At 44.8% G+C, this 15,473-nt stretch carries 14 protein-coding genes and 1 pseudogene; 2 read left to right on the forward strand and 13 right to left on the reverse strand.

All coding sequences use genetic code 11. The features are described from left to right. Positions 1-723: 723 nt before the first annotated feature. From SPADD19_RS10035 to SPADD19_RS10065, 7 genes and pseudogenes are all read right to left on the reverse strand, one after another. Entirely contained in the window at positions 724-1,764 is a 1,041-nt protein-coding gene (locus tag SPADD19_RS10035) for an aldose epimerase family protein (protein ID WP_061455914.1), read from the reverse strand. Positions 1,765-1,845: 81 nt separating this feature from the next. After that, on the reverse strand, positions 1,846-3,015 hold the full coding sequence (locus SPADD19_RS10040) for an SIS domain-containing protein (RefSeq protein WP_061455915.1): 1,170 nt from the start codon (positions 3,013-3,015) through the stop codon (positions 1,846-1,848). An 83-nt stretch (positions 3,016-3,098) separates the two neighbouring features. Further along, positions 3,099-3,503, reverse strand: coding sequence for a PTS sugar transporter subunit IIA (locus SPADD19_RS10045; protein ID WP_061455916.1), 405 nt, complete (start codon positions 3,501-3,503; stop codon positions 3,099-3,101). 11 nt (positions 3,504-3,514) lie between these two features. Next, on the reverse strand, positions 3,515-4,333 hold the full coding sequence (locus SPADD19_RS10050; protein WP_045760097.1) for a PTS system mannose/fructose/sorbose family transporter subunit IID: 819 nt from the start codon (positions 4,331-4,333) through the stop codon (positions 3,515-3,517). Beyond that, positions 4,320-5,256: pseudogene (locus tag SPADD19_RS10055) on the reverse strand (PTS mannose/fructose/sorbose/N-acetylgalactosamine transporter subunit IIC). The gene SPADD19_RS10050 and the pseudogene SPADD19_RS10055 overlap by 14 nt, the downstream one beginning before the upstream one ends. Before the next feature lie 26 nt (positions 5,257-5,282). After that, positions 5,283-5,759 carry a PTS sugar transporter subunit IIB gene (locus SPADD19_RS10060; RefSeq protein ID WP_003009322.1) on the reverse strand — a complete coding sequence of 159 codons (477 nt, stop codon included), beginning with the start codon at positions 5,757-5,759 and terminating at the stop codon, positions 5,283-5,285. After that, entirely contained in the window at positions 5,756-7,543 is a 1,788-nt protein-coding gene (locus SPADD19_RS10065) for a glycoside hydrolase family 35 protein (RefSeq protein WP_061455917.1), read from the reverse strand. The genes SPADD19_RS10060 and SPADD19_RS10065 overlap by 4 nt, the downstream gene beginning before the upstream one ends. 132 nt (positions 7,544-7,675) lie before the next feature. Between SPADD19_RS10065 and SPADD19_RS10070 the strand changes: the two genes are divergently transcribed. Further along, on the forward strand, positions 7,676-8,392 hold the full coding sequence (locus SPADD19_RS10070; protein ID WP_023920049.1) for a GntR family transcriptional regulator: 717 nt from the start codon (positions 7,676-7,678) through the stop codon (positions 8,390-8,392). A 339-nt stretch (positions 8,393-8,731) separates the two neighbouring features. Here the strand turns inward: SPADD19_RS10070 and purB are convergent, their stop codons facing one another. The 6 genes from purB to purD form a co-directional block, all read right to left on the reverse strand. Next, complete coding sequence (gene purB / locus SPADD19_RS10075; protein ID WP_061455918.1) at positions 8,732-10,030, reverse strand: adenylosuccinate lyase; 1,299 nt, start codon at positions 10,028-10,030, stop codon at positions 8,732-8,734. A gap of 53 nt (positions 10,031-10,083) precedes the next feature. Continuing rightward, complete coding sequence (locus tag SPADD19_RS10080; protein ID WP_045760093.1) at positions 10,084-10,311, reverse strand: hypothetical protein; 228 nt, start codon at positions 10,309-10,311, stop codon at positions 10,084-10,086. 8 nt (positions 10,312-10,319) lie between these two features. After that, positions 10,320-11,270: a ketopantoate reductase family protein gene (locus tag SPADD19_RS10085; RefSeq protein WP_061455919.1), complete on the reverse strand. Its 951-nt coding sequence runs from the start codon at positions 11,268-11,270 to the stop codon at positions 10,320-10,322. Then, positions 11,271-12,362: a 5-(carboxyamino)imidazole ribonucleotide synthase gene (purK, locus tag SPADD19_RS10090; RefSeq protein ID WP_049489223.1), complete on the reverse strand. Its 1,092-nt coding sequence runs from the start codon at positions 12,360-12,362 to the stop codon at positions 11,271-11,273. It abuts the gene before it with no gap. Continuing rightward, complete coding sequence (purE, locus tag SPADD19_RS10095; RefSeq protein ID WP_003015335.1) at positions 12,349-12,837, reverse strand: 5-(carboxyamino)imidazole ribonucleotide mutase; 489 nt, start codon at positions 12,835-12,837, stop codon at positions 12,349-12,351. The genes purK and purE overlap by 14 nt, the downstream gene beginning before the upstream one ends. A gap of 234 nt (positions 12,838-13,071) precedes the next feature. Next, positions 13,072-14,337 carry a phosphoribosylamine--glycine ligase gene (gene purD / locus SPADD19_RS10100; RefSeq protein WP_061455920.1) on the reverse strand — a complete coding sequence of 422 codons (1,266 nt, stop codon included), beginning with the start codon at positions 14,335-14,337 and terminating at the stop codon, positions 13,072-13,074. Between the two features lie 182 nt (positions 14,338-14,519). Between purD and SPADD19_RS10105 the strand changes: the two genes are divergently transcribed. Continuing rightward, positions 14,520-15,473 (forward strand): GBS Bsp-like repeat-containing protein (locus SPADD19_RS10105; RefSeq protein ID WP_128861631.1); only part of this gene is annotated, 954 nt, incomplete at its 3' end.

A 15,473-nucleotide genomic window follows, 5' to 3' on the forward strand; every position in this document is an offset into this window, starting at 1 on the left:
ATTGGACCTGTCGCTAAAGAAACTACGTATAAATACTCTATTGATGGAGATATTTTAACGTTGACGATTGAGCAACGCGATGGACGGAATAATCTAAATACGGTTATTTCAGCAAAATTCAAAAAAGTGTCTGACACAACGAGCGATTAGTCATTCCACTACCCCTTGAGAATTTCTCAAGGGGCTTTTTTGTGTGCAAAAGAATTAATCCAAGAGTTTACGCTCTATTAAAATACTTCGGTACCTTTGGTTCGGTTGAACTCTCTGAGTTCACCTCATTAAATTTTTAAAGATCGTAGTTCTCACTAGCGTTCGAACTGCGTCAATGTACCTAATTTCGTCTACGTCCCTATCAGGCTTGATTAGATGAAATAGGTTTAGTAATAATTACATAACGCAGTGGTTGATTGGTATCTTTGTTCGCTCTTATAGCTCCAAAGATTACCTAATCAACTGTGCGGGGGTGAGACAACGAACAATTTTAAAAAATTGTTCTGTCTCACTCCCAGAAAAAAGCCACCGGTTTTGGTGGCTCTTATAGGGAGATTATTATGAAAAAGTTTTAGGAGTTTTATCATTCAAAGTTAGGAGGTCTTTGATGATGGTATTAGTATACGATAGGAAGCTTAAACTTTCCTTATAGTTTTTCTAAATTTTTTTGAGAAAAAGAGGAGGTCTCAAGCAAGAATTTCACATCCTTGTTTGGCCACTCCCCTTTCCTCTTTATTTCTTAGCGATGGCATGGTAGCAAGTCTTACTGGTAAAGACTTGCCCTGCTCTCAGGATGACCTTCTCAGCTTGGTTACTGTGAATAGCATCTGGCACGGTTTGGAATTCTAGCGCCAAGCCATTGTGCTGAACCATTGGTTGGCCTTGCAGACGAACGGTTTCATCTACGAAATTGGCTGAATAAACTACCAAGGCTGGGGCTTCTGACTTGAAAGTCAAGAAACGTCCAGATGGCTGATGGTAAAGAAAGCCAGCATTTTCATGTCTATCTGGCAGAGCGAAAGGATGGTCCAATCCTTCTACCAGGCGGATTTGCGGATCTGAATCCTTAAAGAGGTCCTCTAAGAGCATGGCTTGGTAGAGATGCCGAACGATTGGACTTTCTCTATCCACGGTCTGAAGAGGGACACCGTCGGGATGGATAGGGTAAAGCCCTTGATGGTTGATCTGAAAGACATGGTCATTGATCGCTTGGGTGAAGTTCCCAGATAGGTTGAAATAGCTGTGGTTGGTCGGGTTGACCAAGGTATCTTGATCCGTTTCTACCCGATAGGCAATCTCGAGTTCACCTGCTTCAGTCAAAGCATAGGTTACCCAGATCTTGAGATTTCCAGGGAAACCGCCGGTCCCATCCGCCCGTTCTGTATAGAGAGTGATTTCTTTGTCCGTTACCGACTCCACGCTAAACAAGGCGCTGTCCCAACCAGTCGACCCACTGTGGTTGCAGTTGGCACCGTTATTAACTTCCAAGTGATAGGTCTCTCCATTGAGTTCAAAACTGGCCCCCGCAATCCGGCCCGCTACTGGACCAATACTAGCCCCATATTTAGGGCTGTTGCCTACATAGTCCTCAAAGCGATCAAAGCCTAGAATAATGTTAGTAAACTGATCTTCTTTATCAGGCGTCACATATTCTAAGATCGTCGCCCCATAGGTCATGACAGACAATTGGTAGCCCTTGTCATTTTCGAGGCGATAAGCCCTAACCTCTTGATTCTGCCATTCCCCAAACACGCTTTCTTGATACTGTTTCACAAACCTTCTCCTCTCACTGTTTTTCTCCATTGTATCAGTTTCACAAGAAGAAACACTCCACTTTTTATAGAAAATTAGTGGCTATTCTTTATGAAATGGATGAATGATCACCCCTTGAACAACCCGATTGACGGTACCTGTCGGTGAGGGTGTGTCTGGGCGATTTTGCACCTTGAGCGAAGTCAAAAGAGAAATCAATTGAGCATAGATAATGTAAGGGAAGGCACGGTAGATATCTAATGAGTCTGCTGATGCTTCCACCAACACTTCCCGTACATGCTCGATCCCTGCAGCTTGATCAGCCAAGAGAACGACCTGACGGGCAATTTGATCTCCTGCAACTTCTCGAACCAAGTCCAGATCATACTGACGGGTATAAGGATCAATGGATCCAAAGACCAAGACGAGGGTCTGATCATTGATGAGGGATTTTGGACCATGACGGAAACCGACAGGACTCTCATACATGGTTGCGATTTTGCCTGCTGTTAATTCCAAAATCTTGAGTTGGGCTTCATGAGCGAGCCCAAAGAAAGGTCCTGCCCCTAGATAGATCACGCGCTCGAAGTCTAGATCGACCACTTCCTTGACCGCACGGTCCTTCTCCAAGATTTGCTCAGACAGATCAACCAGCTCTTCTACTCGTTTTTCCTTGATCTCTTCCTCACTTGGATCAAAGACCAAGAGAGCTGTCAAGAGCATGGAGGTGAAGCTAGAGGTCATCGCAAAGCCAGCATCGTTGGTTTCTTTTGGTTGGAGAAGCAAGAGATTGCGCTCATCTCCGTGGGCTTGCTGGGCCAGTTTCCCTTCTTCAGCACAGGTAATGGTGATCTGATAGAGCTCATCAACCAAGTCTTGAGCCAACTGCACGGTTGCGACACTTTCTGGCGAATTGCCACTCCGGGCAAAAGATACTAAAACCGTCGGAACCTCTTTTTTCAAATAGGTTTGAGGATGAGCTACGATATCCGTCGTCGCAATGGATTGAAAATTCCAGTGGCGTTCATCGTGCACCTCCTGCAAGTAAGGAACCAAGGTATCTCCCACATAGGCCGAGGTCCCTGCCCCTGTCAAGATGACCTTGATATAGTCATGCTCTTTCCCAATTTTTTCTAAGAAAGCTTTTATTTCCGCTTTTCTTTCTTGGTACAAGCGAGCCGTTTCTTTCCAAACCCTTGGTTGTTGGTAAATCTCACGCGTGGTGATCTCTGCTCCTAGCTCCTGCAAGTCTTCTTTTGTATAGTCTAACATAGAACCTGTTGTTCCTTTCTACAATCTAACGTTGATAAATGGGAAAGGAGTCTGAGATGATGCTCCCAGACTCCCATACCAACCTACTCATCTTCATCATCATCAAGGTTTGACAAGAGGTCATTGACCTTGACAATACTTTCTTTTGCACGTTCAGGGTAGTCCCCTTCGCTACCAGTCAGACTGCTATTGATGAATTCGATAACCATAGGAAGATTCATCCCTGCGTATAAGTCAATCGCACGTCCTTCAAGGATCAAGCGGCTCACAGTGTTGCAAGGAGTCCCTCCTAAGAGATCGGCAAATACAATATAATCTTCTAGACCTTGAACTGTTGCTTCAAATTTAGCAGTAAAGTCTTCTGGCCCTTCTTCTGGTAAGAGTGCAACTGTATGAATGTTGTCTTGTGGTCCCATAATCATTTCTGTACTGGCTTTGAGCTCTTCACAGAAGCGACCATGACTGACCAATACTAGGTGTTTTGCCATACCTTACTCCATTATGCCATTCCAAAGAAGAAGTGGCCAAATGCTGAGAATGCGATTGCTGCAAGGATGATGAGCAAGATAGCTTTTGTAGAGTTCATACCCTTACGTCCAAGCAACCAGTAGATTACACCTGTGATGATAGCTGGTACCAAACGTGGGAAGATAAGGTTGAGCATATCTTGAATTTCAATCGCTTTGTCCCCAATGTGTGGAGTCCAAGAAACTTCAACACCAATCATGCTGGCAATCAAGGCACCAACCATGAAGATACCCAGAACTGCAGCTGCATCGATCAAAGCTGTCAAGGTACTTTGCATGTTGTTGATGAGGTTAACCCCTTCTTTATAGGCAAATTCCAATTGTTTCCAACGGAAAATGTCATAAGCAACTGCCACAGCGATCCATAAGAAGATACCGGCTGGGTTTCCTGCAACAGCCAAAGTTGCTGCGATTGAACCCATAATAGCTGGTACCAATGATCCAAAGATGGAGTCCCCAAGAGGAGCGAATGGTCCCATGAGACCTGTCTTGATCCCGTTCACCGCATCTTTTGATTTGACACCATCTTTTTCTTCCAAAGCAAGGTCAAAACCAGTGATAATGGTGTGGAAGAATGGTGAAGTATTGAAGAATTGCGTATGCAATTTCATCATTTCTTTCAATTCTGGAGTGCCATCACCATACATTTTACGCAACTGAGGTAAAAGCATATAAAGGTAACCAGAAGCCTGCATCCGTTCGTAGTTCCAACCCAATTGGAAGGTGAAGAGGCTACGTTTGTTGATTTGTTTAAAATCTTCTTTTGTTAGTTTGTAATTAGAATTCGTCATCTTCAATTTCCCCGCTTTCTACATTGCTTGCTGGAGCAGCTACGACTGTACGTTGGCTGTTTTTGAAGTGTTGCACTGCAAGGAAGATACCGATAATGGCAATACCAATCATAGATACACTCTTGAAGTTGTTAACAAAAGTAATAGCTTGTTCTTTTGGAAGTTTAGCGAACACATCAGAACCAACAATGCTAGACACTGCAGCACCAAGGCTTTGAACATTGCTATAAAGCACTGTCAACATTGCTATAAAGCACTGTCAACATTGCTGTTAAGCCAAAACCAAGTGCAAGATAGTGAAGGTTACGACGAACAGGAAGGTAACGAAGCAAGATCGCAAATCCAAGACCTGGAAGCATTTGACCTGCGAGTTTCAGACCGTTTGCCAACCATTGTACATTAGCAAGACCTGTAACAACAGTTTCTACGAAAGAACCACCAAATGCAAGAGCCAAGAAGACTGGAAGGGCACGAGAAAGAGCCCAAGGAACAGCACCAAGAAGGTAGTTGCGTTCAATTCCTTTATAGTCGTAACGTTCGATCGCAGCATCTACACGGTGAGCGAAGTAAGTTGTAGTCATACGACCAAGAATATCAAAGTAGGTCAACAAAGTTGCTACCGGCACAGCGATTGTAGCAATAGCAATCTCTGGATCAATCCCTTTTGCTACTGAGAAGGCAGTCGCAAGAACGGCACCAGATGTTGCGTCAATACGAGAAGCTCCACCGAAAGTACCTACACCGAGCACTGTCAATTGAAGAGAAGCTCCGATAAATAGACCTGTCTTTAAATCCCCCATGACAAGTCCTGTAATGAAACCAGCAAAGACTGGTGATCCTGCTGATGAAACAATCGTAAACTCATCACAGATTTGATAAGCTGAGTACAAAGTAAGTAGTAAAATTTGCCACCATTGTATCATGACAATTTCCTCCTAAAAATTTTCTTTTACTTTAATAACTTCATAAAGTCTTCTGCAGTGTCGTTTGGCACCATCTGAGACGTAATCTTCACACCTTTTTCGTGGATCTTGTTAAAGTCTTCCACGTCCGCGTCCACCACATTGATCGAGCGGGTAATCGCACGCGTCTCATCGGATTGAGACATATTGCCGACATTTAGTGTTTCAAGCTGAACGCCTGCTTCGATCAAACGAAGGAAACGATCTGGTTTGCGAGCTACGATAAAGAGTCGTTGGCTATCATATTTTCCAGCCAAGATATTTTCCGCAGCCTTTGCGACTGGCAAGATACTAAGCTTAACACCAGGTGGTGTCGCTAGTTTCAAGCCACTTTTTTCGATATCATTTTGAGCGACTTCATCATCGATCACCATGATACGTGAAACATTTAGTTTGGTAGTCCAAAGATTGGCTACCTGCCCGTGGATCAAACGTCCATCGATACGGCATCCTACAATAGTCATAAGTTTTCCCCCTTTACTTCTTTGAATGTAGGTTGTTGAACAAGTTGAAGTGTCTCTTGGTAACGCCCTTCTGTCTCAAAGACGATCAGGCTATTGGCTCCTTCTTTGAGGAAACCATGAGGCACGTAAAGTGAAGTGGTCGGTCCGACCTCCCAGAAACGACCAAGGTTGTGGCCGTTGACAAAGACGACCCCTTTCCCAAATCCTGTCATATCCAGATAAGTATCAAGGGTGTGGTCCAGCTGAAAATCATATCGGTAAAATGCTGGAGCACCTGCCTGCCATTCCTTTGAAAAATCGAGCTGACTGAGATCTTGTAAATCCAGTGGGTACTGCTTCCAATGAAGGTGGAAATGCAAATCCACACAGACACCTGTGCGAATGCCCTTGTGCTGGCTATCAGCTAAGAGCTTGTGCCCATAGTTGACACGTCCCATATTCTCAAGCAAGATTTTTAAATTCGTAACCGCTTTCTTTTTTCCTTTGATAAAAAGATCTTCACCGATCTCTGTTTGGTATTGTGTTGCTACATGTTGATCATCTAGGTAAATCTGTACCCGATCCCGACCATCAATGATGCGCAGTTTTTCTTCTTCCGCATCCAACTCAAGGTCTGTCTCATATAGGAGATAACCTGTGGTTTGCCCCAACTCCTCCATCTTTTCGGGATAAAGGCTGGTCTCAACCTGAGCCAAATTGTCCAGATTTCCAAAAAGACTAGTCTTGGCTACCAATTGCAAGGTTTGTTCTGGCAAACACTTTTTGATGAGTGGTTCTTGCTGTGGGTATTCCGGATAATAGGTCGCCATCATTTTTTGAATAGCATCATACTTCTCCGTCGGATTGCCCTGCTCATTGAGCAAAGCCCCATAGTCATAGGACGTCACCTGTGGCAAGTCTAGCGTTCCCCGAGCTGAGCAACCATTCATGAAGCCGAAATTGGTTCCGCCATGAAACATATAGAGGTTGATGGAACCAAGCTCCAAGACCTCATGGACAGCTTCTGCCAACTCCTCTGGGTCCCTTTGAATCACGGGTTCCTTCCAGCGGGTAAACCAGCCATCCCAGAATTCCATACACATCAAGGGCCATTTCTTGCCGTATTCGTCAAAGAATTCTTTCATCTGACCGAAGTTATAGGCTGCTTTGGAACCGAAGTTTCCCGTCACAAAGAGGTCTTCTTCGATCAAGGTTCCTGTTCTTAGCGTTGCTCGCCATGGTCCATCTGATGTAAAGAGGGGACAGGTCACGCCTTTTTCCTTCATCAAATCCCGAATGGCACGAAGATAATCCTTATCCTCTCCATAAGAGCCGTACTCATTTTCCACCTGCATCATGAGGATTGGACCACCCTGATCCACTTGGTAGGGTGTCAACAACCCAAGCAAGCGTTCATAATAACGATCCACTGCTTCGATAAAGGCTGGGTCTGATGAGCGGATTCGCAGGTCTTCTTCTAAGAGCCAGGCTGGTAATCCACCAAATTCCCACTCTGCACAGATAAAGGGCGACGGCCTTACAATCATGTAAAGTCCAAGGGATTGGGCTGTTTGAATGAAACGCTCTAGATCCAATCGACCACTAAAGTCAAACTGCCCTTTGCGGGGTTCATGCGCATTCCAAGGGACATAGGTTTCAACCGTGTTGAACCCCAATGCCTTTAGATTATACAAGGAATGATACCAGTCTGCTGGGTCAATTCGGAAATAATGGATCGCTCCGGATAAAATCTTGAAGGGTTGATCTTTTAAATAGAAAGCATCGCGAATCTCAAAAACTCCCATAAACGCCCCCCTTTCTTATATGTAACCCTTTTCATTTATTAATATAATAAATTATTTAAAAAATGTCAACACTTTTATAAAAAATATGTTAAAATAGGGTTAAATAAGAGAAATCTAAAGAGAGGTAGCACTATGGCAATTCCAAAGTACCAACACATCAAAGATGAATTGAAGCAGCAAATTATCTCCGGAAAATTTGAAAATGGAGATAAATTTTATACTGAAGCTGAACTCATTAAAATTTATGATGTCAGCTCTATCACCGTTGTCCGTGCTTTGAACGACCTCGCTGCTGATGGCTACATTGTCCGTCAGCAAGGAAAAGGAACCTTTGTTTCTCGTGCTCGAAAACACAAACTGGTTGAATTTTCAGATGTTGAGACCTTCCCAATCCAAAAGGCCAAAGTCAAAGTTCTCTCTATTAAACGTGGAAATACCTTAAGCATCCTAGACAAACTAGGCCTCAACCCAACGCAATTCTACTATAAGATCGAACGGACTCGCCAGACAGGGGATGATACCTATATCTTCCACCAAACCTATGTTCCTGAACAATACATCAATCCAAACTATCCAAATTTGGAATACTACAGCTCTATCTATGATCGCTTCAAAGAAGACTATCACATTCATATGAATGACGAGCACTTCGAAGAAGTCAACGAAATCGTCTTTCCTACACCAAGCAAGATTGCTAAAGTATTGAAGATCGATGAAAATTTCCCAACGGTCAAACAAGTGAAGACGACCAAGCTAGAAGCGACTGGCCAAATCCTTGAATACACGGAAACCTATAAACGCGGTGACTACTACAAGATCAAGTTCATCTCCTGTGACCGCGATCACTAAGAACCAAAAAGACTGAGACATCTCGGTCTTTTTTATAGCTCCAGTATAGCATGTTAAAAACGATTTCTAAAGACCTCTTTAAAAATATATATAATTAGTGATAGTTTAGCTATAAAAAGTTTAAAAAGAGAGTGGGACAGAAATCGGTAATTCGTTAGAATTCGATTTCGTCGTCCCACCTCCGCACAGTTGAGTAGGGCTGTAAAAGCTGATGAAATCAGCGTATTAGACCCCACTCAACCACTGCGTCTTGCAGTTAGTCTTATCAAACATCAAAGGCTGGACAGTTTTTGCCCAGCCTCTTTCGTCTATTTTTCAAATTCCCGTTTTTCGTTGCGATTAGTCACCCAAACCGATGCGTTCAAAAATTTCATCCACCCGTTTGGTGTAGTAGCTTGGGTTGAAGATTTCATCGATTTCTTCTTGAGTGAGGCGTGAAGTCACTTCTGGATCTGCTTCAAGAAGTGGTTTGAAGTCTACTTGGTTATCCCATGATTGGGCAGTCTTCGGTTGAACAAGGTCGTAAGCTTGCTCACGGGTCATCCCTTTTTCAATCAAAGTCAACATCGCACGTTGGCTGAAGATCAAACCAAATGTAGAGTTCATGTTGCGAATCATATTTTCAGGGAAGACCGTCAAGTTCTTAACTATGTTTCCAAAACGATTGAGCATGTAGTCAATTAAGATCGTTGTATCTGGTGCAATGATACGCTCAGCTGATGAGTGAGAGATATCACGTTCGTGCCAGAGTGACACGTTTTCATAAGCTGTGACCATGTGACCACGGATCACACGCGCAAGGCCTGTCATGTTTTCAGAACCGATAGGGTTACGTTTGTGAGGCATTGCTGAAGAACCTTTTTGACCTTTGGCAAAGAACTCTTCCACTTCACGTTGTTCAGATTTTTGAAGACCACGGATTTCAGTTGCCATACGCTCGATAGAAGTTGCGATGCTAGCAAGAACTGCAAAGTACTCAGCGTGAAGGTCACGAGGAAGGACCTGTGTAGAGATTTCTTGAGCACGGATACCCAATTTGTCGCAGACGTATTTTTCAACGAATGGTGGGATGTTGGCAAAGTTACCAACCGCACCAGAAATCTTACCAGCTTCCACGCCAGCAGCCGCATGCTCGAAACGCTCGATGTTCCGTTTCATTTCGCTGTACCAAGTCGCCAATTTAAGACCAAAAGTTGTCGGCTCAGCGTGCACACCATGAGTACGACCCATCATGATAGTGAACTTGTGTTCTTTCGCTTTGTCAGCGATGATGTTGAGGAAGTTTTCAAGGTCCTTGCGGATGATGTCGTTGGCTTGTTTGTAGAGGTAACCATAGGCCGTATCTACTACGTCAGTAGAAGTCAAACCATAGTGAACCCACTTACGTTCTTCACCAAGCGTCTCAGAAACCGCACGTGTGAAAGCCACCACATCGTGACGAGTTTGCTGCTCGATTTCCAAAATACGGTCGATGTCAAAGTCCGCTTTTTCACGAATCAAAGTCACATCTTCCTTAGGGATTTCTCCCAATTCAGCCCATGCCTCGTCAGCCAAGATTTCCACCTCAAGCCAAGCACGGTATTTATTTTCTTCAGTCCAAATGTTCGCCATCTCAGGGCGGCTATATCTATCAATCATGTTTAATTTTCCTTTCTTTTGATGTTTCACATCAGTTAGCAACCAACAGTCTTTTATTCAAATTCTTCTTTCCCGATCCACACAGATGGATAGTGATCGAGTGTATTCAAATCCGTATCCAGAGGGACATCATAGATGGCTAAATAGTTTTCAGGATATTGAGCAGTCAGCTCTTCATACTTAGCTTTCACTTTTTCGTGATCGCTACTCGCATACAAGACTTCGACGACTGCTCCAGTCTTTTCTTTTTCAACAAATGCGTTGACGATAAGTTGAATCATAAAACCTCCTAAATCGAAATGCCCTTCATATTTGCTTCCAGAATAGGCATCTTGACACCTAACTCTTGACCAGTATGATAAACACTTTGACAACAATAGAAGATGTCCTGTTTATCATTGTGCAAAGTCATAATTTTTCGAGTCAGCTCATTTTTCGCAAACATGACTTTCATGGCTTTGCCGGCTATCCAAGCCGGAATTTTGTAGGGTAAGAGTTCTGCCTTATAAAGCTTCAAATTCACGCCACGCGCTTCTACGACTTTCAAGGCTTCTCGAATGGCCTTGATGGCCAATGACAATTCCGATGAACTATTCATCAAGTTCAGAGCCAATTCTTCTGGGTTTTCCAAATTTCCTGAGCGAGCAGCCGTCGAAGTGACACCCGCATTAATCGCCATGTGAATCCAAATCCACTCGACCATATCATGAGGCACTTCCCACTTCAAATCTGCAGAAGTCAGTAAAGCCGTCAGATCACCATAGTTAGAAATGTGTGCTTTTTGCTCACCTTCTAGCATTAAATGGTCAAACAAAACACCATCCAAATGGTTCTCCTGCATGTGACCTCCAGCTGTTGGAAAGGCTAAAATATAGTCATAGTCTCCTGCCCACTCTTGGACCTCTTTTCGAGTATCCCAGAAATTACAGAAGAAAACAAGGGTGCCTTTGATATTATTTTTTCGCAAGGTTTCCACTGCTTCTTTGACAAGCCCATGACGCACACTCAGAAAAATAAAATCATATTCCGAATGAGCTTCTGCCACATGAACCTCATAGGTGTCGTGTTTGTTTTCACCTTTTGAATGATAGCGACCATCTAGCAGATCAACTGACAACTCCTTCGGTGCATTGTTTTTCTTACTATCTCTCAGTACGTGTTCCACTTGATGGCCTGCTTTTTGAAAGGCGTAGGCATAAGTGGTCCCGATCACTCCGAGTCCTAGAATCGCTATTTTCACTTAAAAATCAATCCCTTTCCCAAATTCAACCACATTATCTGGCACATCACTAAACAAAGTCACATGCCCCATCTTGCGGTTGTGCTTTGCTTCTAGTTTACCATATAAGTGGAGGTGAGCGCTTGGATTTTCTGTCACATATGTTTCAGCAGCCTCGACGTGTTGGCCGAGAACATTGAGCATGACAGCTGGCGAATGAAGGTTGATTGCTGGGAGTGGCGCTCCGAGAACACCCAAGATGTGGGTATCAAACTGGGAGAAGTCGCAAGCTTCAATTGAATAATGCCCTGAATTGTGTGGACGTGGCGCAATTTCGTTGACAATGATGTCATCTGCTGTCGCAAACATTTCCACACATAGCGTTCCAGAAAGGTTGAGTTGTTCAGCTATTCGCACTGCCATGGCTTTGGCTTTTTCAGCTAGACTTTCTGAAATGCGAGCAGGCACAATGGTTTTTGAAAGAATGTTGTTGCGGTGGATATTTTCCTGAACAGGGAAGACTGTCACGTCCTTGCCATTACCAGACACGATGACAGAAATTTCAAGGTCAAAGTTGACGAACTCTTCTAAAACGCAGTCTGCTGAGTCCGCTAAAGTGTATGCTTCTTCCAAGTCTGCTTCTGAACGAATGACCTTCTGACCATGACCATCGTAGCCACCGGTCGCGGTTTTGAGGACATAGTTTTTAGACAGGTCGATATCTGCCAAATCTTGGCTTGAGGTCACGACCTTGTAAGGGGCCACAGTGACTTGTGCCTTCTTGGAAAGAAAGTCCTTCTCAAAGATTCGGTTTTGGGAGATTCGGAGGAGGTCTGTCCCTTGTGGGAGTTGTCCATCTTTGATAACAGCATCCAAACCGTCAGCATCGACATTTTCAAACTCATAAGTGAGAACATCACAGCGGTCTGCCAACTGACGAAGTGCATCCACATCGTCATAAGGGGCCACGATGATTTCTGCCACACGGGAGGCTGGACAATCAGCTGCTGGGTCCAAGGCGATAACCTTGTGTCCCATGTAGATAGCTGAGATCGCCATCATCTGACCGAGCTGGCCACCACCGATGATGCCAATGGTTTTAGTTGAGCTCATTTGTAGACTCCTCTGCAATTTTTCCTTGTTCTTCAGCGAAATCTGCTAACGCTGTCGCAATAGCCTGGTCCTCTACTGAAAGAAGACGGAGGGCAAAAAGGGCTGCGTTAGTCGCACCTGCTTCACCGATCGCCATGGTTGCGACTGGCACACCACCTGGCATCTGAACGATGGAATAAAGTGAATCCACACCGCTAAGGGCACGTGATTTGACGGGTACGCCAATAACTGGAAGGGTTGTTTTAGCAGCAACCATCCCTGGCAAGTGAGCAGCGCCACCCGCACCCGCGATGATGACCTTGATGCCACGGCTACGTGCTTCTTCGGCATGTTTGAACATGAGGTCAGGTGTACGGTGTGCGGAAACAACTTTCTTTTCGTAAGCGACGCCGAAGTTGTCGAGGACTTCAGCGGCTTTTTGCATGGTTGCCCAGTCGGATTTTGAGCCCATGATAATGGAAATTACTGGTTTCATTTCTTCTCCTTTTTTGATAATCGTCTATTGTAGTGCGGACGTAAGCGACCGCCTGTGGCGTTCCATTACTAAAACTGGAGCCTGAGTCTCCAGTTTTCCGCTCCTAGTAGCTCTGCTACTAGGAGTTCCACTACTGCGACGATTATCCTATACTAGCTCGCTAACGCTCGCAAATTAAGCGACCATTATCTTAGTTTGGCTCGCTTTCGCTCGCCATGACAAAGTTAGTATCTGTTAATCTTTTATCGCTTTGCTTCCAATGTCGTTTCGGTAGAAGAGGCCTTCTGTGTTTTGTTTATTGAGTTCGTTGTAGATGATGTTTTGGCCGTCTTTGACAGTATCTGCTGTTGTGACTAGCATATAAACGCGTCCTCCGTTTGAGAGGAGGTCTTGCCCGTTTTCAGCGAATTTGGCACCAGCATAGTAAGTGATGATGTCACCATCTGTCTTGGCTGGAAGCTTGACACCCTTCTCATAAGCGAGTGGGTAGCCGTTTGAGGCTACAACCACGCCCAATGTCACACCCTTGTCCGTCCAAGTGATGGCTGGCTCTTTGCCATCCAAAATGTCAGTGATATTTTGTGCAAAGTCAGATGTCAAACGAGGCAAGATGATTTGCGTTTCAGGGTCTCCAAAGCGTGAGTTGAACTCGATGACTTTTGGTCCATCAGTTGTCAAGATAAGCCCCGCGTAAAGGACACCAAGGTACGGACGCCCTTCTTTAATCATGCCTTCAAGAACTGGCTTGACAATAGTGTCAACCGCCGTGTCAACCACGCTCTGTGGTAAGTGAGGAACTGGCGCATAGGCACCCATCCCACCAGTGTTAGGACCCTTGTCCCCATCGTAGGCACGTTTGTGGTCCTGTGCCGTTGGCATGATGTAGAACTTGTCCCCGTTGACAAAGGCAAAGAGAGAGAACTCTTCCCCGTCAAGGAATTCCTCGATGACCACACGCGCACCTGAATCACCGAATTTATTGTCCAAAAGCATCTCGTGAGCGGCTTCAACTGCTTGCTCAACCGTCTCCGCAACGACGACACCTTTCCCTAGGGCCAAGCCGTCTGCCTTGACGACGATTGGAGCGCCTTTTTCTTCGATGTAGGCCTTGGCTTCCTCGAAATCTGAAAAGGTCCCATAGGCTGCTGTCGGAACGTCGTATTTGACCATGATTTCCTTAGCAAAATCCTTAGACCACTCCAGCTCAGCCGCAACCTTGGTCGGACCAAAAGCCTTGAGACCAGCTGCATTGAAATCATCCACGATTCCAGCCGCAAGGGCATCATCTGGACCGATAAAGGTCCAAGCAATATCGTTGACTTTTGCGAAGTCAATCAGCTTAGAATGTTCGGAAATTCCGATATTGATCAAATCCAGACCATCTAATCGCATCCCGTCATTACCAGGAGCCACAAAAACCTGCTCAACGTCTTTAGACTCCAACAATTTCTTGGCAATCGCATGCTCACGACCGCCAGAACCAACAACCAAAAGTTTCATCTCGAACCTCTTTTGCGAATTATTTTATTAAATTATATCATAATCGTTCGTTTTATTCTAATGATTTCAGCAAAAGTCTTCTATTTTCAGTAGAATCCAAACATTTTTTGCTATTTTCTCCTATTTCTCATTTTTTTCCGAATAGTATAGGTGAGACCTACTAATTGACAAAAAGGAGTATTATGCAAACGATCAAAAAATTTGTAGTACTGACTTGTGCGACATGGGGGATGCAAGCCTCTATTGCCCATGCAGATCAAGCGACCAACGCTATCTATGCCGAAAAAGGGCAGCTGGTGATTCATCTTGGAAACGTCCCGGATAAGTATCAAAAGATCCAAGTTCCCGTTTGGTCTGACCAAAATGGCCAAGATGACCTGATTTGGTATCCTGTGGAACGCAGTGACAAAGGATTTGACCTACAAGTACCTTTAACCAACCACTCTGATCAAGCCGGACTTTATCATGTGCATGTCTATGGGGTGGAGGCAAATGAACAGCTAACCGGTCTTTACCCTCTCACGACCAGCGTCCAGCAAAAAGACCTGGCTTCTTCCCAGCCAAAAATCACGATCACACCCATCTCCTCACAAGAATTTGAGGTAGACCTAAAGTTATTCGAAGACGTTGACGAAATTGTCTTCCCCATCTGGTCTGAAGAAAATGGGCAGGATGATCTGGTCTGGTATCCCGCAAAGAAGATTGCACCTGGACATTTCCAACTGCGCTTTCAGGCTCAAAAACACAAGGGAAGTGGTCTATTTCATCTCCACGTCTACCAGAAAAGCCAGGGACAACTAAAAGGGCTATTCCCCACTAGCTTTCAAGTGGAAAAGGCAAAGCCAAAGCTCACTCCACTCGCGACACACCCGGGAAATACCTATCCGATCGGTGAATGTACCTGGGGAGCCAAAGAATTAGCCCCTTGGGCCCACAACTGGTGGGGAAATGGCGGCATGTGGGCAGCTAGTGCACGCGCTGCTGGATTCCGGACAGGAGATACCCCCGAGGTCGGCGCCATCGCCTGTTGGGACAATGGGGGATATGGCCATGTCGCCTTGGTTACAGACGTCGAACATGACCAAAAAATTCAGATCCAAGAGGCTAACTACAACGGCCATCGCTATATCGACAAC

Source organism: Streptococcus parasanguinis (assembly GCF_001578955.1).
Lineage (GTDB): Bacteria > Bacillota > Bacilli > Lactobacillales > Streptococcaceae > Streptococcus > Streptococcus parasanguinis_U.